This is a genomic window from Pseudoxanthomonas sp. z9 (assembly GCF_006542425.1).
Classification (GTDB): Bacteria; Pseudomonadota; Gammaproteobacteria; order Xanthomonadales; family Xanthomonadaceae; genus Pseudoxanthomonas_A.
On record NZ_VFID01000002.1, the window covers coordinates 117,122 to 135,263 of the forward strand.

Consider the following 18,142-nt stretch of genomic DNA (forward strand, 5'->3'; position numbering starts at 1 on the left):
TCATCCCCTGGCTGATGCTGCACTTCGTGGCGGCGGCGGCAGGTACCTGGCTGGCGCGCCGCTACGCGCTGCACCGCCGTCTGGTCGATCAGCCCGGCGAACGCCGAAGCCACTCGATTGCCACGCCGCGAGGGGGCGGGATCGCCATTGTGGTGGCGCTGCTGCTGGCCGCGGTGATGCTTGGCTGGCGGACACCGGGGGAGCGTGAACTGTTCGCCGCGTTCGGGGTCGGCCTGGCAATGGTTGCCGGGGTGGGCTGGTGGGACGACCATCGTCCGCTGCCGGCGTCCTGGCGGTTGCTGGTCCATGTGATCGCCGCCCTCGTGTTTGCCGTCGCCCTGTATCGCCAGGGAGCGCCGACTTGGCAGGGGCTGTTGGCCATCATCGCGATCGTAAGCCTGGTCAACGTCTGGAATTTCATGGACGGGATAGATGGCCTGGCCACGAGCCAGGCGCTGATCGCCGGCTTGGCGGGCGCGTTCTTCCTCCAGGGACCGTGGTCCTGGCTGGCTGCCGCCCTGTTCGCGGCGTGCTGCGGTTTCCTGCCGTTCAACTTTCCCCGCGCGCGGATTTTCCTGGGGGATGTCGGCAGCGGGGCGCTGGGATTCGCATTGGCGGTACTCCTGAGCGTTGCTTCCAGGGACTCGGCGACCCCGTCGATACTCTTGCTGCTGCCGCTGGCCGCGTTCCTTGTCGACGCCGGCTTCACGCTCGCTACGCGCATTCTTAACGGCGAGCGCTGGTGGACCCCACATGTCACACATGTCTACCAGCGCGCCGCCCGGCGTTACGGTCATGTAGCCGTAACCTCGCTCTATGGCTTGTTCAGTGGTGTTACGCTCTTGTTAATGTGGATGCTGTCTAATGCCGGGGCCGGGTCAGGGCTCATTGCTTTGGTGGCTTGGTACGCATTCGCGCTTGCGCTCTGGGGATGGTCGCGCAAGGGATTGGCATAGGGTCAGGGAGGAGTTGCATGCAATCTTGGCGGGACCGGACGACGGCATTCCTACCGCGCCTGCTGGTGGCGACCCATGACCTGTTCATGGTGTGGCTGTGCTGGCAACTGCTGCACTTCGTGCGCTACGCCATGCTGCCGCAGTCGCCCGGTTATCCCTTCTGGTCGAATGAAGTCGCCATCGTGGTCGCCGGGCAGGGGCTGGTGTTCTGGTGGATGGGGCTCTATCGGGGGCTGTGGCGCTTCGCCAGCCTGCCGGATCTCTGGAACATCGTGAAGGCCAGCGGCCTGGGGTTCCTGGCTATCGTGGTCGGCTTGTTCTTCTATAACCGCTTCGGCTCGTTGCCGCGGGCGGTACTGGCGTTCTATCCGTTCGCGCTGGTCGCTTTCCTGGGCTTGCCGCGCCTGCTGTATCGGGCCTGGAAGGACCTGCAGACCAGTCGGCTGCATGAGAACGCCTCGCGTGTGCTCGTCCTCGGTGCGGGCCGGGCGGGCGAGGCGCTGGTCCGCGAACTGCGCAGGACGGGGGTCTACCAGCCAATCGGCTTCCTGGACGATGCGGTCAAGTTGCACGGCTCCAAGCTGATGGGGGTGCCGGTGTTGGGCAGCCTGGACCAGGCGGCCAGCGTCGCCCGCGAGAGCGCGGCGCGGATGCTGGTCATTGCGATGCCGTCATTGGACGCACCGAGCATGCAACGGGTCGTCGCCATTTGCGAAAGTACCGGCCTGCCGTTTCGCATGGTGCCGAGGCTGATCAATGTCCTCGAGGGACATGCCATGCCGGGCGACCTCAAGGAGGTGGCCATCGAGGATCTGCTGGGGCGGAAATCGGTGACCCCGGACTGGAAACTGATCCGCGGCTGGCTGGGTGGCCGGACCGTCCTGGTGACGGGCGCCGGTGGCTCGATCGGATCCGAACTGTGTCGGCAGTGCGCGCGCCATGGCGCCCAGCGCATCGCCCTGCTCGAAATCGACGAACTGGCCCTGATCACCATCCAGGCGGATCTGCGACGGGCGTTTCCGGATCTGGAGATCCTTCCCGTGCTCGGTAACTGCGGAGATCCCGCGGTCGTCGAACACGCGCTGGCACTGGCCGAACCGGATGCGGTCTTCCACGCCGCCGCCTACAAGCAGGTCCCGCTGCTGGAACAGCACCTGCGCGAAGCGGTAGGCAACAACGTGCTGGCCACGGATATGGTGGCCAAGGCCTGCCGCCGCAGCGGGGTAGGGACGTTCGTCCTGATCTCCACCGACAAGGCAGTGGACCCGGTCAATGTCCTGGGAGCGACCAAGCGGCTCGCCGAGATGGTTTGCCAGGCCACGGACGATGGCCATGCTGGCGGAACCCGGTTCGTCACCGTCCGCTTCGGCAATGTGCTGGATTCCGCCGGCAGCGTGGTGCCGCTGTTCCGCGAGCAGATCCGCAAGGGTGGGCCGGTGACGGTGACCGACCCGGAAGTGACCCGTTACTTCATGACGATTCCGGAGGCCAGCCAATTGATCCTGCAGGCGGCGGCCGGTGCGGCGCATGCCGCCATCTATACGCTGGATATGGGCGAAGCCGTGCCGATCCGGCTGCTGGCAGAGCAGATGATCCGGCTGGCGGGCAAGCAGCCGGGCCGCGACATCGCCATCGTCTATACCGGTCTTCGTCCGGGCGAGAAGCTGCACGAAAACCTGTTCCACGCGGATGAGGCCTACCGGCCCACCTCCCATTCCAAGATCATGCAGGCCGAGGCACGCACCGTGTCGGCCGATTTCATCGAACTGGCCTTGCAGCGCCTGCGGGCCGCCTATGGCCGTTACGATGTCGACGAGATGCAGGAGATCCTGCGCATCGCGGTACCCGAGTTCTCGCCGCTTGAACAATCTCTTGAACCCGCTTCGGCTACCATCGTGACCTTCCCCGCTCGCGAAGCCCGCAGGACCCGATGACTGGACGCATCCGCAAGGCCGTATTTCCCGTTGCAGGCCTGGGAACCCGTTTTCTTCCCGCCACCAAGACCGTTCCCAAGGAAATGCTGCCGATCATCGATCGGCCGCTGATCCAGTATGCCGTGGACGAAGCCATCGAAGCGGGTTGCGATACCCTGATTTTCGTCACCAACCGCTACAAGCACGCGGTGGCTGACTACTTCGACAAGGCCTACGAACTGGAGCAGAAGCTGGAGCGCGCCGGCAAGCGCGAGCAGCTCGAACTGGTCCGCAACGTGCTGCCCGAGGGGGTGCGCGCCGTGTTCGTCACCCAGGCCGAAGCACTGGGACTTGGCCATGCGGTGCTATGCGCCAAGCCCATCGTGGGCAACGAACCGTTCGCGGTCCTGCTGCCAGACGATCTCATCTGGAACCGGGGCGCGGGAGCGCTGAAACAGATGGCCGACGCCGCCGAGGCGACCGGTGCCAGCATGATCGCGGTGCAGGACGTTGCCCGGGAGCAGACCGGCAGCTACGGCATCGTCGCCACGGATGCGTTCTCGGGCCGGTCCGGCCGGATCAACGCCATCGTTGAGAAGCCCAAGCCCGAAGTGGCGCCGAGCACACTGGCGGTGGTGGGGCGCTACGTTCTGGACGGCAGCATTTTCGATCTGCTGGAGAACACCACGCCGGGAGCCGGCGGGGAAATCCAACTGACCGACGCCATCGCGACCCTGCTCGCGCAGAAGCCGGTCCACGCCTACCGTTTCCAGGGGACGCGCTTCGACTGCGGTACCCACATCGGCCTCATCGAGGCCACCATCCGTTATGCGCTGGATCACGAAAAGCTGAGCGACGCCGCACGCAACATGATGCAGGATGCGCTGAGCGAACTGGGTGTGACCGATCTGGAGTAGCGCGCGGGTGGATGCCACGTTGACCTGGGCCGAGTTCGAGAAGGTATGGCTCTGTGCGGGCACGGTCATGCGTGTCGAGCCATTTCCCGAGGCACGCAAGCCGGCCTGGAAGCTGTGGGTGGACTTCGGAGTCCACGGCGTGCGCAAGACCAGCGCGCAGATACGCGCACTCTACGAGGAGGGGGATCTGGTCGGCCGCCAGATCGTGGGGGTCATCAATTTCCCGCCCAAGCAGGTCGGTCCCTTCATCTCCGAGTTCCTGCTCACCGGCTTTCCGACCGAGGAAGGCGTCGTGATCACCACGCTGGAGCGCACGGTTCCCAACGGTACCCGCCTGGCTTGAGGCTCATGGTGAAACACGGACAAAAGAATGGCGCCGGGTGGCGCCATTCTTGTTTTTCCGAGTAGCGGGATCGGGGCGTCAGAGCGACTCGAAGATGCCGGCGGCGCCCATGCCGGTGCCAATGCACATCGTCACCATGCCGTACTTCTGCTGGCGACGGCGCAGGCCATGGACGATGGTGGCCGTGCGGACTGCACCGGTGGCGCCCAGCGGATGACCCAGCGCGATGGCGCCACCCAGCGGGTTGATCTTGGCCGGGTCGAGCTCGCTGTCGCGGATGACGGCGAGCGCCTGCGCGGCGAACGCTTCGTTGAGTTCGATCCAGTCCAGCTGATCCTTGCTCAGCCCCGCCTGCTTCAGCGCCTTGGGAATCGCCGCGATCGGACCGATGCCCATCACTTCCGGGCGCACGCCGGCAACCGAGAAGCTGACGAAACGCGCCAACGGCGTCAGGCCGTAGTCCTTGATGGCCTGTTCGGACGCCAGCAGCACCGCACCGGCACCATCGCTCATCTGCGAGGAATTGCCCGCGGTCACGCTGCCACCGAACTGGCCGTTGCGGAACACCGGGCGCAGCTTGCCCAGACCCTCCAGCGAGGTGTCGGGACGCGGACCTTCGTCGTTCTCGACCAGCAGCTTCTTCAGGCGGATGGTGTTGCCCGCCAGATCCGGCAGGTGCGACAGGACCTCATAGGGCGAGATTTCGTCCTTGAATTCGCCGGCGGCGATAGCCGCCAGCGCCTTCTGGTGGGACGCCAGGGCGAAGGCATCCTGTTCCTCGCGGGAAACCTTCCATTCCTCGGCGACCTTCTCGGCGGTGATGCCCATGCCGTAGGCGATCGCGACATGGTCGTCCTTGAACACGGACGGCGACAGCGCGACCTTGTTGCCCATCATCGGCACCATCGACATCGACTCGGTACCGCCCGCCAGCATCAGGTCGGCATTGCCCAGCCGGATCTGGTCGGCGGCCATCGCCACCGCCTGCAGGCCGGAGGAACAGAAGCGGTTGATGGTCTGCGCGGCGATGGTGTTGGGCAGCCCGGCCAGCAGCACGCCGATGCGGGCCACGTTCATGCCTTGCTCACCTTCGGGCATCGCGCAGCCGATGATGGCGTCATCGATGCGGTTGACGTCGATGCCCGGCGCCTGCGCGATGACCGACTTCAGCACGTGCGCGAGCATGTCGTCGGGCCGGGTATTGCGGAACACGCCCTTGGGCGCCTTGCCGACCGGGGTGCGGGTGGCGGCGACGATGTAGGCGTCCTGGATTTGCTTGCTCATTTGGCTTTCTCCGAAAGCCGGGAATGGGGAATCGAGAATCGGGAATCGCGAAACTGGTTTCCGCTTGTTCCCGTCATTTCCCTCTGCCGGCAATGTTAGTGAAGGTATGGAGAGGGGACCCGCTTTCACGATTCCCCATTCTCCATTCCCGATTCTCAGTTCCTAAGCGGCTTGCCCGTCTTCAGCATGTGCGCGATGCGGGCCTGGGTCTTTTCCTGCTGGGCCAGTTCGACGAAATGCTTGCGCTCCAGCGCCAGCAGCCATTCCTCGTCGACCAGGGCGCCGCGATCCACTTCACCGCCGCACAGCACGGTGGCGATGCGGGTGGCGATTTCATAGTCGTATTCGCTGATGAAGCGGCCTTCCAGCATGTTGACCAGCAGCATCTTGAACGTGGCGATGCCGACATCGCCGGCGACCTGGATGCGGCGTGCCGGCAGCGGCGGGCGATAGCCGCTTTCGGCCAGTGCCAGCACCTGCTGCCTGGCGATATGCAACTGCTCGTAGGCGTTGAACACGACAAGGTCGTTCGCCCGCATGAGGCCCAGTTCCTTGGCTTCGACGGCTGAAGCCGAGACCTTGGCCATGGCCACCGTCTCGAACGTGCGCTTGAGTTCGGCGAACACGTCGCCGCCCGGTCCGGCCGCCTGCGAGGCGCGTACCGCGATTTCCTTCAGGCCGCCGCCGGCAGGTAGCAGGCCCACGCCCGCTTCGACCAGGCCGATGTAGCTTTCCAGCGAAGCCACGGTACGGGCGCTGTGCATCTGGAACTCGCAGCCGCCGCCGAGCGCCAGGCCGCGCACCGCGGCCACGACCGGCACCAGCGAGTACTTGATGCGCTGGCTGGTGGCCTGGAAATTGGCGACCATGGCCTCGAACTCGGCGATCTTCCCGGCCTGCAAGGCGCCGAGCGCACCGGCCAGATCCGCGCCGGCGGAGAAGGGCTCCTTCGGCTGCCAGATCACCAGGCCCTTGAACTTCTGCTCGGCGATGGCCACCGCCTGCTGCACGCCTTCCAGCACGGCATCGGACACCGTGTTCATCTTGGTCTTGAAGCTGACCACGCCCACGCCGTCGCCATCGGTCCACAGGCGCACGCCGTCGTTCTCGAACACCGTCTCGCCCTGCGGGAAGGATTCGCCCAGCAGCGGATCCGGGAAGCGCTGGCGGCGATACACCGGCAGCGCGGAACGCGGCAGCTTGGCGTTGCGCGCCGGGCTGTAGCTGCCATCGGCGGCGTGCACGCCTTCACGACCATCGAACACCCAGTCCGGCAGCGGCGCATTGCTCATGCTCTTGCCGGCGACGATGTCGTCGGCGATCCACTGCGCCACCTGCTTCCAGCCGGCGGCCTGCCAGGTTTCGAACGGCCCCAGCGACCAGCCGTAGCCCCAGCGGATGGCCAGGTCGACGTCGCGCGCGGTTTCGGCGATGTCGGCCAGGTGGAAGGCGCTGTAGTGGAACAGATCGCGGAACACCGCCCACAGGAACTGCGCCTGTGGATGCTGGCTTTCGCGCAAGCGGGCGAACTTCTCGGCCGGGTTCTTCAGCTTGAGGATCTCGACCACTTCCGCCGCTGCGGAGCGGTCGGCGGGACGGTAGTCCTGCTTCTGCAGATCCAGCACCACGATGTCCTTGCCGACCTTGCGGAAGATGCCGGCCCCGGCCTTCTGGCCGAGCGCGCCCTTGGCGATCAGCGCGTCCAGCCAGGCCGGCGACTTGAAGTAGCCGTGCCACGGATCATCGGGAAGGGTGTCAGCCATGGTCTTGATGACGTGGGCCATGGTGTCCAGGCCGACCACGTCGGAGGTCCGGTAGGTCGCCGACTTGGGACGACCTACCAGCGGCCCGGTCAGGCCATCGACCTCGTCGAAACCCAGGCCGAACTGCTGGGTGTGGTGGATGGTGGCCAGGATCGAGAACACGCCGATGCGGTTGCCGATGAAGTTGGGGGTGTCCTTCGCATAGACCACGCCCTTGCCCAGGGTGGTGGTGAGGAAGGTTTCCAGCCCCTCCAGCACGGCAGCTTCCGTGGTCCTTGCCGGAATCAGTTCGGCCAGGTGCATGTAGCGCGGCGGGTTGAAGAAATGCACGCCGCAGAAACGATGGCGAAGTTGTTCCGGCAGTACTTCGGCCAGCTTGTTGATGCCCAGGCCCGAGGTGTTGCTCGCCAGCACCGTGTGCTCGGCGACGAACGGGGCGATTTTCTTGTAGAGGTCCTGCTTCCAGTCCATCCGTTCGGCGATGGCCTCGATGATCAGGTCGCAGTCCTTCAGCTGGTCCAGCCCGGTATCGTAGTTGGCCGGGCTGATCGCCTCGGCCAGCGTCTTGCTGGCGAGCGGGGCCGGGCTCAGCTTGCCCAGGTTGGCGATGGCCTTCAGCACGACGCCGTCGGGGTGGCCTTCCTTCGCGGCCAGGTCGAACAGCACCGTGTCGACGCCGGCGTTGGTCAGGTGGGCGGCGATCTGCGCGCCCATCACGCCGGCACCCAGCACGGCCGCCTTGCGCACAAGCAATGGATTGGACATTTCGGGAATCCTTGGATGTCAGGGGGTTATTTGACGTGGTCGGCGCGCAGGCCGGCCTCGGCGAAACGGATGAGTTCGCGGGCGGCCCGCTCACGGTGCACCGCCTCGGTGACGCCATGGGGACGCTTGATGAGCCCGAAGTCAGCCATGGCATAGGTCAGCGCGCCGGACAGGAAATCCAGCCGCCAGTACAGCTCTTCCTTGCTCAGGCCGGGCACGCAGCCGGCGATGGCCTTGCCGAACTCGCGCAGGACATGGCCGTAGTGGTCGGACAGGAATTTGCGCAGGCCGTCGTTCTTCTCGGCATAGGCGCGGGCGATGACCCGGACAAAGGCGCCGCCGCCGTGGCGATCCTGGGCCAGGGCCAGGGCGGGCTCGACAAAGGCGGCCAGGATCGGCTCCAGTTCGCCCGGACGCTGCTCCAGGGCTGCCCGTAGCTGGCCCAGCCGCTGGCCGCTCATTTCGTCCATGCGCCGCCGAAAGACTTCGTTGACCAGGTTTTCCTTGGAGCCGAAGTGGTAGTTGACGGCGGCGATGTTGACGTCGGCCCGGCTGGTCACCTGCCGCAGGGATGTTCCCGCGAAGCCGTATTGGGCGAACAGTTCCTCGGCGGCGCCGAGGATGCGCTCCTTGGTGGAGAAGTGAGGGGTATTGCCCATGCGGTCGGACCTGCTAATCAAACGCTTGTTTGATTGTCCATCCGCTTACGTATGGATGTCATGCTGCTCTGCAGCAATCTGGTCTCGGCCAGGTGCGCAATTGCGGCCAATACGTTAGAATCTCGCTCCGCAATTCAGGCTAAGCCCGTGTTTCGACGCGGGTTTTTTCATGTTAACCTTGGGCCGAAAGTGGCCCGCCCAACGGAGAAATCCCCATGGCGCTGGAGCGCACCCTGTCGATCGTCAAGCCCGATGCCGTTGCCAAGAACGTCGTCGGCGAAATCTATGCCCGTTTCGAAAAGGCCGGTCTCAAGATCGTCGCCGCGAAGATGAAGCACCTGTCGCGTCGCGAGGCCGAAGGTTTCTACGCCGTGCATCGCGAGCGTCCGTTCTTCAACGCGCTGGTTGAATTCATGATCTCCGGTCCGGTCGCCATCCAGGTGCTGGAAGGCGAGAACGCGGTGCTCAAGCATCGCGAGATCCTCGGTGCCACCAATCCGAAGGAAGCCGCGCCGGGCACGATCCGCGCCGACTTCGCCGATTCCATCGATGCCAATGCGGCGCACGGTTCGGACTCGGTCGAGAACGCGAACATCGAAATCGCGTACTTCTTCGCCGCCACCGAAGTGTTCTCGCGCTGAGCCAGCGATGAGCAGCCACGAACTCGCGCCGATTGAACTGAAGCTGGCCGCGGATGCGCAGCCGGCGGTGATCGGCGCGGGCGTGCCTGCGAAACAGAACCTGCTGGACCTCGATCGGGACGGCATGGAGCATTTCTTCGTCGAACAACTCGGCGAGCAGAAGTTCCGCGCCCACCAGGTGATGAAGTGGATTCATCACCGCTACGTCACCGATTTCGAGCAGATGACCGATCTCGGCAAGAACCTGCGCGCCAAGCTGCAGGAACATGCCGAGGTCGTCGTCCCCGGCGTCGTGTTCGACAAGCCTTCCGCCGATGGCACCCACAAGTGGCTGCTGGGCATGGGCGTGGACGGCAAGAACGCGGTCGAAACCGTCTATATCCCCGACAAGAACCGCGGCACGCTGTGCGTGTCCTCGCAGGTGGGCTGCGGGCTCAACTGCACGTTTTGTTCCACCGCGACCCAGGGCTTCAACCGCAATCTGACCACCGCCGAAATCATCGGACAGGTCTGGATCACCGCGCGCCACCTGGGCAACGTGCCGGCGCAGAACCGCCGTCTCACCAACGTGGTGATGATGGGCATGGGCGAGCCGCTGCTCAATTTCGACAACGTCGTGCGCGCGATGAACATCATGCGCGACGACCTGGGCTACGGCCTGGCCAGCAAGCGCGTGACCCTGTCGACGTCCGGACTGGTGCCGATGATCGATCGGCTTTCGACCGAAACCGACGTCTCGCTCGCGGTCTCGCTGCATGCGCCCAACGATGCGCTGCGCGAGCAGTTGGTGCCGCTCAACCGGAAGTATCCGATCGCGGAACTGATGGCCTCGTGCGCGCGTTACCTGCGCGCCAACAAGAAGCGCGACTCGGTGACTTTCGAGTACACGTTGATGAAGGATGTCAACGACCAGCCCGAGCATGCGCGCCAGCTCGCCCAGTTGATGCGAAAATTCAGCAATGCGACCCAGCTCAAGGATGCGGGCAAGGTCAACCTGATTCCGTTCAACCCGTTCCCGGGCACGCGCTACGAGCGCTCGGGCGAGGAAGAGATCCGCGCGTTCCAGAAACTGTTGCTGGACGCGCATGTATTGACCATGGTCCGGCGGACCCGCGGCGACGACATCGATGCGGCCTGCGGACAGCTGAAAGGGCAGGTGATGGATCGCACCCGCCGCCAGGCCGAGTTCCGCCGCCAGTTGCAGGAACAGGGCATCGGTGATGCGGCCGCATAAGCCCTGGCTGCTGCTGCTGGGCCTGGTGCTGGTGGCGACCGGCTGCAGCCGGCTGACTTTCATCAGACCCAGTGTGGAACGCAAGGACGGCGAGCAGATCGCGCCGACCTACCAGATCAGCGACAGTGCCGAGACCAAGCGCCGGATGGAAGTCGAGCGTGCCCTGGCCCTGGCGACCCAGCGGCTGCAGGCCGGCGACCTCGAGGTTGCCGAGCGCGGTGCCCGGGCCGCGATGAAGAGCGATCCCCAGTCCGCCGACGCGCAGACCATCCTGGCCGTCGTGGCCGAGCAGCGCGGCCAGGCCAAGGCGGCGGGCGAGCACTACCGGCGGGCCACCGAACTGGCGCCGGGGCGGGGCGCCGAGCAGAACAACTACGGTGCCTGGCTCTGCGCGAACGGCTATCCGGCCGAATCGCTGGTGTGGTTCGACCGTGCGCTGCAGGACAGCGAATACGAGACCCCGGCCGCCGTGCTCGCCAACGCGGGCGGGTGCGCCGACAAGGCGGGGCAGGGCGAGCGGGCCGAGCGCGATCTGCGGCAGGCGCTGGCACTGGATCCACGCAATGCCTTCGGGCTGCTTTCCATGGCCGAACACGAGTACCGTGCCGGGCGTTATTTCGAAGCCCGGGCATTCGTCGAGCGCAGGCTGGCGGCTGCACCCGCCAGCGCCGACGTGCTAAAACTTGCATCACAAATCGAAGAAAGACTCGGCGACAGGGCTGCTGCCGGTCGATATGTTCAGCAACTTCGGGCGGAGTTCCCCGACGCGTCAGACGCTCAAACTGGGGGAAAGGCAGAACAATGACGGGTTCCAACTCGATTGATACGCAGCACCTGCAGGGCTGCGGCGCGTTCCTGCGGGACGCGCGGGAGAAGGCGGGTCTCAGCCTGGAGGACGTGGGGAATCGGCTGAAGATGCCGCTCAAGGTGCTGCAGGCCCTGGAAGGGGAACAGTGGTCGCAGCTCGGGGCACCGGTGTTCGTCCGCGGGCAACTGCGCAGCTATGCGCGCCTGCTGAAGGTCGACATCGCTCCCTTCCTTGCGCAGGCCGATCTGGAAACCGTCCGTCCGGCGGAACTGGTGAGCCACAGCTACACGCCCAAGGCGCAGCGCCTGTTCGAAAGCGCCAAGCGACGGGCCGTGTACGTGGTCATCACCGCGGTCATCGCCACGCCGGTATGGATGGCGACCCGGCCGCACCTGGGCGGCAACGGCGGCCAGACCACCGCGTCGCTGGACGTGATCCCGCAGAAGCCGGCGGTCACCGGTACCGCCGGCGGTACCGCGGCGCCCGCGCAGCGTCCGGCCGCGACGCCTTACGTGGCGTCGTTGACCCCACCCATCAGCCGGGCACCGGAGGCGGCGCTCAGCCTGGTGTTCAAGGGCGACAGCTGGGTCCAGATCGTCGCTCCGGATGGCAGCGGCATCGAGCAGGCCCTGCTGAAAGCGGGGGACCAGCGCAGCTATCCGGCCGGCCAGGTCGGGCGGATTGTCCTGGGCAACGCGGCGGCGGTCGAGGTTCAGCAAGCCGGTAGTACGGTGGACCTGACGCCGTACCGGCGCGCGAATGTCGCGCGCTTTACGGTATCCTCTGACGGTTCCCTCGCACCGGTCGCCGACTGACCCGAGCGCGGGTTTGTCCAACCAAAATCAAGACCCCGCTCGGACGGGGCGAGAGTACGCATGGCGATTGATGATCTGCTCGACGAGCACGAACAGGGCGAACGCGTCCGCAGTTGGCTGAGGAACAATGGCGCCGGATTGATTGGCGGCGTCGCGCTGGGACTGGCGGTGATTTTCGGCGGCCAGTGGTGGCAGAAGAACCGCCAGCAGCAAGACGAGCAGGCCAACCTGAATTACGAGAAGGCGATCGACGGCATTGCCGCCAACGATCTGAAGAAGGCCGAAGCGGCGGTCGCCTCGCTGGGCGGCAAGGACGGGGTCTATGGCGACCTGGCCGCGCTGCAGCTGGCCAAGGCCCAGGTGGACGCCGGACAACGCGATGCCGCCATCACCACGTTGCGGGCGATCCAGGCCGATTCCTCGCTTCACGCCATTGTCCAGCAGCGGCTGGCGCGCCTGCTGGTGGACGCCGGCAAGCACGACGAGGCCTTGAAGCTGCTGGCCGATGCCAAGGATTCGACCAGCCTGGAAATCCGCGGCGACGCGTTGATGGCCAGCGGCAAGGCGGCCGAGGCGCGCGACGCCTATACCAAGGCACTGACCAGTCTCGACGTTGCCTCGCCGCAGCGCCGCCTGGTGGAACTGAAACTGACCGACGCGGGCGGCACTCCGCCGAAGACCGGAGAGTCTGCATGATGGCAAGGAACGCAACGGGCAAGCGGTTGCTGGCGATGGCGGCCCTGGTGCTGGTCCTGTCGGGCTGCAGCACCATCAAGGGCTGGTTCGGCGGCAACAAGAAGGACGAGAAGCCGACCGAGCCGGCCGAACTGGTCGAGTTCACCCCCTCGGTGGAAGTGGCGAAGCTCTGGAGCGCCAACGTGGGCAAGGGCGAGGATCGCCTGGGCCTGCAGCAGGGACCGGTGGTCGCCGATGGCCGGGTGTACGCGGCCGCCGTGGAAGGCGGTGTACGCGCGCTCGATCTGCAGACCGGCAAGGAAGTCTGGCATTTCAAGCCCGAGAAGACCCGGGCGGGTGATGCCGCCCAGCCCGATCAGGTCGCCGAGGAACCGGCGTCGGGCGAAGAGGAAACCAAGGCGGCCAAGCGCGCCCGCAAGGAAGCCGCCAAGCTGGCCAAGAAGGCGGCCAAGCGCAAGATCGAGTGGCGCTTCTCCGGCGGCCCCGGCGCGGGTGACGGCCTGGTCGTGATCGGCACGCTGGACGGCCGCGTGATCGCGCTGGACGCCAACGATGGCACCGAGAAGTGGCGCGCCAAGGTGCCCAACGAGGTCATCACGGCGCCGGCGGTCGGCCAGGGCTACGTGCTGGTGCGTACCAACGATGGCCGGGTGACCGCCTTTGACGCCGCCAGCGGCGAGCGTCGCTGGTTCTGGACCAGCGAACTGCCCAGCCTGACCGTGCGCGGCAATGCGCCGGTGACGCTGGGACCGGGCGTGGTGTTCGTCGGCAACGACGACGGCACGGTCGCGGCACTGTCGCTGCGCGACGGGCGCCAGGTCTGGAGCCAGACCGTGGGCAGCGCGGACGGCCGCAGCGAGCTGGATCGCATGGCCGACGTTGACGGTCCGCCGGTACTGGACGGCACCACCCTGTTCGCCACCAGCTACAAGAAGGAAACCGTCGCGATCGAAGGTCCCAGCGGGCGGCCGCTGTGGCAGCGCGACAACGGTGGCCCGGGTGGCCTGGGCGTGACCAGCAGCTATGTCGTGGTCGCCGATCAGGGCGGCACGGTGTGGGGCCTGGACCGCTATAGCGGCAACGCCACCTGGTCCAACCCGAAAATGCTCCGCCGCTCGCTGACCGCACCGTCGATTCACGGCGACTACGCGGTGGTGGGCGATTTCGACGGCTACGTGCACTGGCTGAAACTGGACAATGGCGAGGAAGCGGCGCGCGCGCGTGCTGGCGGCAAGGCCATCCGTGCCAAGCCGGTGGTGGCCGACGGCATCCTGCTCATCCAGAACGTCGAGGGCGAGCTGACCGCGTTCCGCTTCAAGTAAGCCAGCGCGGTACCGAACCAAGGCGGTCCGGAGCGAATGCGCCGGGCCGCTTTCCGTTTACGAGTTCCCTTTTCCGGGCCGGCTCGGCATCATGCGGAACCGGCCCGGCAGGGGCCGGAAGGCTTCGGCCCCGCCGCCCTTCATCCCCGTTTTCCTGCCTTCCCATCCTTTTCCGGTTCAATCCATGCTTCCGCTCGTCGCCCTGGTGGGCCGTCCCAATGTCGGTAAATCGACGCTGTTCAATGCGCTGACCCGCAGCCGCGACGCCCTGGTCCACGACCAGCCGGGCGTGACCCGCGATCGCCACTACGGCGTTTGTCGACCCGATGCGGAGCAGTCCTTCGTGGTGGTCGACACCGGCGGCATCGCGGGCGAGGAGGAAGGCCTGGCCGGCGCCACCGCCCGGCAGGCGCGCGCGGCGGCCGAGGAGGCGGATCTGGTGCTGTTCATCGTCGATGGCCGCGAGGGCCCGTCGGCGCTGGACGACGACATCCTGCGCTGGTTGCGCAAGGCGGCCCGGCCGACCCTGCTGGTGATCAACAAGATCGACGGCGTGGACGAACCCGGCGCGCGCGCCGAGTTCGCCCGCTACGGCTTCGACGACGTGATGACGATTTCCGCCGCGCACCGGCAGGGCATCGACGACCTGCTCGAACAGGTGCTGGAGCGGCTGCCGGAAGAGGGCGAGGCCGAGACCCTCGACAACGATCCCAACCGGATGCGGGTGGCCTTCGTCGGCCGCCCCAACGTGGGCAAGTCGACCCTGGTCAACCGCCTGCTCGGCGAGGAGCGGATGATCGCCTCCGAGGTGCCCGGGACTACCCGCGATTCGATCGCGGTGGATCTGGAACGCGACGGACGCCAGTACCGGCTGGTGGACACCGCCGGCCTGCGCCGCAAATCGCGCGTCGACGAGGCGGTCGAGAAGTTCAGCGTGGTCAAGACCCTGCAGGCCATCGAGCAGTGCCAGGTCGCGGTGCTGCTGCTGGACGCCAGCGAGGGCGTCACCGACCAGGACGCCAGCGTGCTCGGCGCCATCCTCGACGCCGGCCGCGCGCTGGTCGTGGCGATCAACAAGTGGGATGGACTGACCACCTACCAGCGCGAGCAGGCCGAAGCCCTGCTGTCGCGCAAGCTGAATTTCGTCGAATGGGCCGAGGCGGTACGCATTTCCGCCAAGCACGGTTCCGGCTTGCGCGAGCTGTTCCGCGCCATCCACCGCGCGCATGCCTCGGCGACCCGCGAGTTCGCCACCAGCGAGATCAACAAGGCGCTGGAGGTGGCATACGAGTCCAATCCGCCGCCGAGCATCCGCGGCCATGTTTCCAAGCTGCGCTACGTGCATCCGGGCGGCAGCAATCCGCCGACTTTCGTCGTCCACGGCACCCGCCTGAAGGTGCTGCCGGACTCGTACAAGCGCTATCTGGAGAACTTCTTCCGCAAGCGCTTCAAGCTCGTCGGCACGCCGGTGCGGTTCGTGTTCAAGGAAGGCACCAACCCTTACGAGGGCAAGAAGAACGAGCTGACCGATCGCCAGATCGCGCGCAAGCGCCGGTTGATCCGCCACGTCAAGCGCGGCAAGTAGGCCATCGGAGCATGCGCGCGGACATTCCCGGCAGGCTCGCGTTCGATGAAGCGTTGGCGATCGTCCGCAGCGTGGCCACGGCGCGTATGCTCGGGATCGAACGCATCCCGGTCCGACGCGCCGAAGGGCGGATCCTGGCGGAGGCCATCACCGCGCCCATCGCGCTGCCGCCATTCGACAACAGCCGGATGGACGGATTCGCGCTGCGTCATGCCGATCTTGCCGGCGCCGGACAGCCGGCGCGCCTGCGCATCGCCGGCGAGCAGTATGCCGGTGCCGAGGGCAGCGATGCGCCGATCGCCGCGGGAACCTGCGTGCGCATCACCACCGGCGCGGCGTTGCCGGCCGGCGCGGACACGGTCGTCATGAAAGAAGACGTCCGCGAAGACGGCGGATGGATTGAACTGAAGGATGCACCGGTCGCCGGTGCGGACATCCGGCGCGCGGGCGAGGATGTCGCGGCGGGCGAACCGATCCTGGCCGCGGGTCAGGTGCTGAGCCCGGTCCGGACCAGCCTGCTGGCGGCCCTGGGCATCGCGGACGTCGCGGTGACGCGTCGACCGACGGTGGCGGTGTTCACCACCGGTGACGAACTGGTCGAACCCGGGATGCCGCTGCCGCCGGGGCGCATCTACAACAGCAACCGCGAACTGCTGATGGGATTGCTCCGCCAGCAGGGACTGGAGCCGACCGCCTGGCCAACGCTGCCGGACGATCCCGAAAGGGTCCGCATCCAACTGGAAGACGCCGCCTCGGCGTTCGACGTGGTGTTGACCTGCGGTGGTGTTTCCGCCGGCGAGAAGGACTTCCTGCCCGGCTTTCTCGCCGAGAGTGGCAAGGTCCATTTCTGGAGGGTGCGGATGAAGCCGGGCATGCCGGTCCTGTTCGGCGAACGGAAACAGGCGGTATTCCTGTCGCTGCCGGGCAATCCGGTCTCGGTGCTGGCGACCTTCCTTGCCCTGGGCGTTCCGTTGCTGGACGGCCTGCAGGGTCGAAGCGAAGGCCGGCCACGCTGGCATGCGCGACTGGCCGCGCCCTGGCGGAAAAACCACGTTCGCCACGAGTTCCTGCGCGGACGGCTGCAACCGGATGCGGACGGGGTTTTGCGCGTGGTTCCGAATGCCGCCGACGCCTCGCATCGCCTGCGCGGCGCAGCCGACAGCAACGCACTGATCGTGCTGCCGGACGGCGAACACGACTACGGCGCGGACGACGTGGTGGAAATCCTGCCGTACTGATCGGCGTGGACGCCGGCGCCGGCGAACTGCGCGATAATCCGTGCATGGACATCCGTGAAATCACCCCGGCGCAGGTGCGTGAGCATCTGGCCCACGGCGCCGTCTTCATCGACGTGCGCGAGGAACACGAGCGCGTGGGGGGCCAGGCCGAAGGCGCCATCGGCGTGGCCAAGGGCGATCTGCTGGCCGACCCGTCCCGTCACCTTCCCGATCCGCAACGCGAGGTCGTCCTGATCTGCCAGCGTGGCGGCCGCTCGATGGATGCCGCCAGATCGTTGCAGGCGGCCGGGTATGCGCGATTGCTGTCGGTCGCGGGTGGAACCGGCCGCTGGATCGACGAAGGGTTGCCGGTGGTCAAACCACAACTCGACGCGGAAGCCGCCGATTTCTACGACCGCTACTCGCGCCACCTGCTGTTGCCGGAAGTCGGGGTGGAAGGGCAGCGCCGCCTGCGCGAGGCGAGGGTTTTGATGATCGGCGCCGGTGGGCTGGGCTCGCCAGCCGGTTATTACCTGGCCGCGGCCGGTATCGGCCATCTGCGCATCGCCGACGACGATGTCGTCGATCGCAGCAACCTGCAGCGGCAGATTCTCCATACCGAGGCGCGCATCGGCCAGGCCAAGGTCGATTCCGCCCAGGCCACGCTCAATGCACTCAACCCCGGCACGCGGATCGAAACGGTGCAGGAACGGGTCACTTCGGCCAACGTCGAGCGCCTGCTCGAAGGCGTGGACGTGGTGCTGGACGGCGCCGACAACTTCCCGGTGCGCTATCTGCTCAACGATGCGTGCGTGAAGCTGGGCAAGCCGCTGGTCTACGGCGCGGTGCAACGTTTCGAGGGGCAGGTGAGCGTGTTCGATGCGGGCCGCCAGCGTGGGCAGGCGCCGTGCTACCGCTGCCTGTTCCCGGAACCGCCGCCGCCGGAATTCGCCCCCAACTGCGCTGAAGCCGGTGTGCTGGGCGTCTTGCCGGGGGTAATCGGACTGCTCCAGGCGACCGAAGTGATCAAGCTGCTGCTGGGCGCGGGCGAACCGCTGAGCGGGCGCCTGCTGCATTTCGATGCGCTGGGCATGCGATTCCGCGAGACCCGCCTGCGCGCCGATCCGCATTGCCCGGTCTGCGCGCCCGGCGTGGCGTTCCCCGGCTACATCGACTACGCCAGGTTCTGCGGGGTAGGCTGAGCGCGCGCCATCGCGATGGCGC

General features: G+C 66.5%; 16 protein-coding genes. 13 read left to right on the plus strand and 3 right to left on the minus strand.

The genetic code is table 11. From position 1 onward, the window contains the following. Positions 1–14: 14 nt before the first annotated feature. The 4 genes from FG323_RS01525 to FG323_RS01540 are packed head-to-tail and all read left to right on the plus strand — an operon-like array spanning position 15 to position 4,129. Entirely contained in the window at positions 15–956 is a 942-nt protein-coding gene (locus FG323_RS01525; RefSeq protein WP_255469968.1) for a glycosyltransferase family 4 protein, read from the plus strand. 17 nt (positions 957–973) lie between these two features. Next, positions 974–2,890: a nucleoside-diphosphate sugar epimerase/dehydratase gene (locus FG323_RS01530; protein WP_141452674.1), complete on the plus strand. Its 1,917-nt coding sequence runs from the start codon at positions 974–976 to the stop codon at positions 2,888–2,890. Then, positions 2,887–3,786 (plus strand): UTP--glucose-1-phosphate uridylyltransferase GalU, encoded by a 900-nt coding sequence (gene galU / locus FG323_RS01535; RefSeq protein ID WP_141452675.1) that lies wholly within the window; start codon positions 2,887–2,889, stop codon positions 3,784–3,786. The genes FG323_RS01530 and galU overlap by 4 nt, the downstream gene beginning before the upstream one ends. A 7-nt stretch (positions 3,787–3,793) precedes the next feature. Then, complete coding sequence (locus FG323_RS01540) at positions 3,794–4,129, plus strand: tRNA-binding protein (RefSeq protein ID WP_141452676.1); 336 nt, start codon at positions 3,794–3,796, stop codon at positions 4,127–4,129. Positions 4,130–4,207: 78 nt separating this feature from the next. Here the strand turns inward: FG323_RS01540 and FG323_RS01545 are convergent, their stop codons facing one another. The 3 genes from FG323_RS01545 to FG323_RS01555 all read right to left on the minus strand — a co-directional run bounded on the left by FG323_RS01545 (position 4,208) and on the right by FG323_RS01555 (position 8,600). Then, positions 4,208–5,413 carry an acetyl-CoA C-acyltransferase gene (locus tag FG323_RS01545; protein WP_141452677.1) on the minus strand — a complete coding sequence of 402 codons (1,206 nt, stop codon included), beginning with the start codon at positions 5,411–5,413 and terminating at the stop codon, positions 4,208–4,210. Positions 5,414–5,568: 155 nt separating this feature from the next. Beyond that, on the minus strand, positions 5,569–7,941 hold the full coding sequence (locus FG323_RS01550) for a 3-hydroxyacyl-CoA dehydrogenase/enoyl-CoA hydratase family protein (protein ID WP_141452678.1): 2,373 nt from the start codon (positions 7,939–7,941) through the stop codon (positions 5,569–5,571). 26 nt (positions 7,942–7,967) lie between these two features. Then, positions 7,968–8,600, minus strand: coding sequence for a TetR family transcriptional regulator (locus FG323_RS01555; RefSeq protein WP_141452679.1), 633 nt, complete (start codon positions 8,598–8,600; stop codon positions 7,968–7,970). Positions 8,601–8,815: 215 nt separating this feature from the next. Between FG323_RS01555 and ndk the strand changes: the two genes are divergently transcribed. The 9 genes from ndk (at position 8,816) to moeB (ending at position 18,120) form a co-directional block, all read left to right on the plus strand. Next, complete coding sequence (gene ndk / locus FG323_RS01560) at positions 8,816–9,241, plus strand: nucleoside-diphosphate kinase (RefSeq protein ID WP_141452680.1); 426 nt, start codon at positions 8,816–8,818, stop codon at positions 9,239–9,241. Positions 9,242–9,248: 7 nt separating this feature from the next. Further along, positions 9,249–10,475, plus strand: coding sequence for a 23S rRNA (adenine(2503)-C(2))-methyltransferase RlmN (rlmN, locus tag FG323_RS01565; protein WP_141452681.1), 1,227 nt, complete (start codon positions 9,249–9,251; stop codon positions 10,473–10,475). Continuing rightward, the gene (gene pilW, locus FG323_RS01570) at positions 10,462–11,280 is read left to right on the plus strand and encodes a type IV pilus biogenesis/stability protein PilW (RefSeq protein WP_141452682.1); all 819 of its coding nucleotides are present in this window, start codon (positions 10,462–10,464) and stop codon (positions 11,278–11,280) included. The genes rlmN and pilW overlap by 14 nt, the downstream gene beginning before the upstream one ends. Next, a complete protein-coding gene (locus FG323_RS01575) occupies positions 11,277–12,098 on the plus strand; it encodes a RodZ domain-containing protein (RefSeq protein WP_141452683.1) in 822 nt (273 codons plus the stop codon). Before pilW ends, FG323_RS01575 begins: the two co-directional genes overlap by 4 nt. 60 nt (positions 12,099–12,158) lie before the next feature. Beyond that, the gene (locus tag FG323_RS01580) at positions 12,159–12,794 is read left to right on the plus strand and encodes a tetratricopeptide repeat protein (RefSeq protein WP_141452684.1); all 636 of its coding nucleotides are present in this window, start codon (positions 12,159–12,161) and stop codon (positions 12,792–12,794) included. Further along, the gene (gene bamB / locus FG323_RS01585) at positions 12,791–14,116 is read left to right on the plus strand and encodes an outer membrane protein assembly factor BamB (protein WP_141452685.1); all 1,326 of its coding nucleotides are present in this window, start codon (positions 12,791–12,793) and stop codon (positions 14,114–14,116) included. Before FG323_RS01580 ends, bamB begins: the two co-directional genes overlap by 4 nt. 184 nt (positions 14,117–14,300) lie before the next feature. Continuing rightward, entirely contained in the window at positions 14,301–15,701 is a 1,401-nt protein-coding gene (der, locus tag FG323_RS01590) for a ribosome biogenesis GTPase Der (RefSeq protein WP_141452686.1), read from the plus strand. A gap of 11 nt (positions 15,702–15,712) precedes the next feature. Further along, a complete protein-coding gene (gene glp, locus FG323_RS01595) occupies positions 15,713–16,939 on the plus strand; it encodes a gephyrin-like molybdotransferase Glp (protein ID WP_141452687.1) in 1,227 nt (408 codons plus the stop codon). A gap of 44 nt (positions 16,940–16,983) precedes the next feature. Continuing rightward, complete coding sequence (gene moeB / locus FG323_RS01600; protein WP_141452688.1) at positions 16,984–18,120, plus strand: molybdopterin-synthase adenylyltransferase MoeB; 1,137 nt, start codon at positions 16,984–16,986, stop codon at positions 18,118–18,120. Positions 18,121–18,142: the final 22 nt, after the last annotated feature.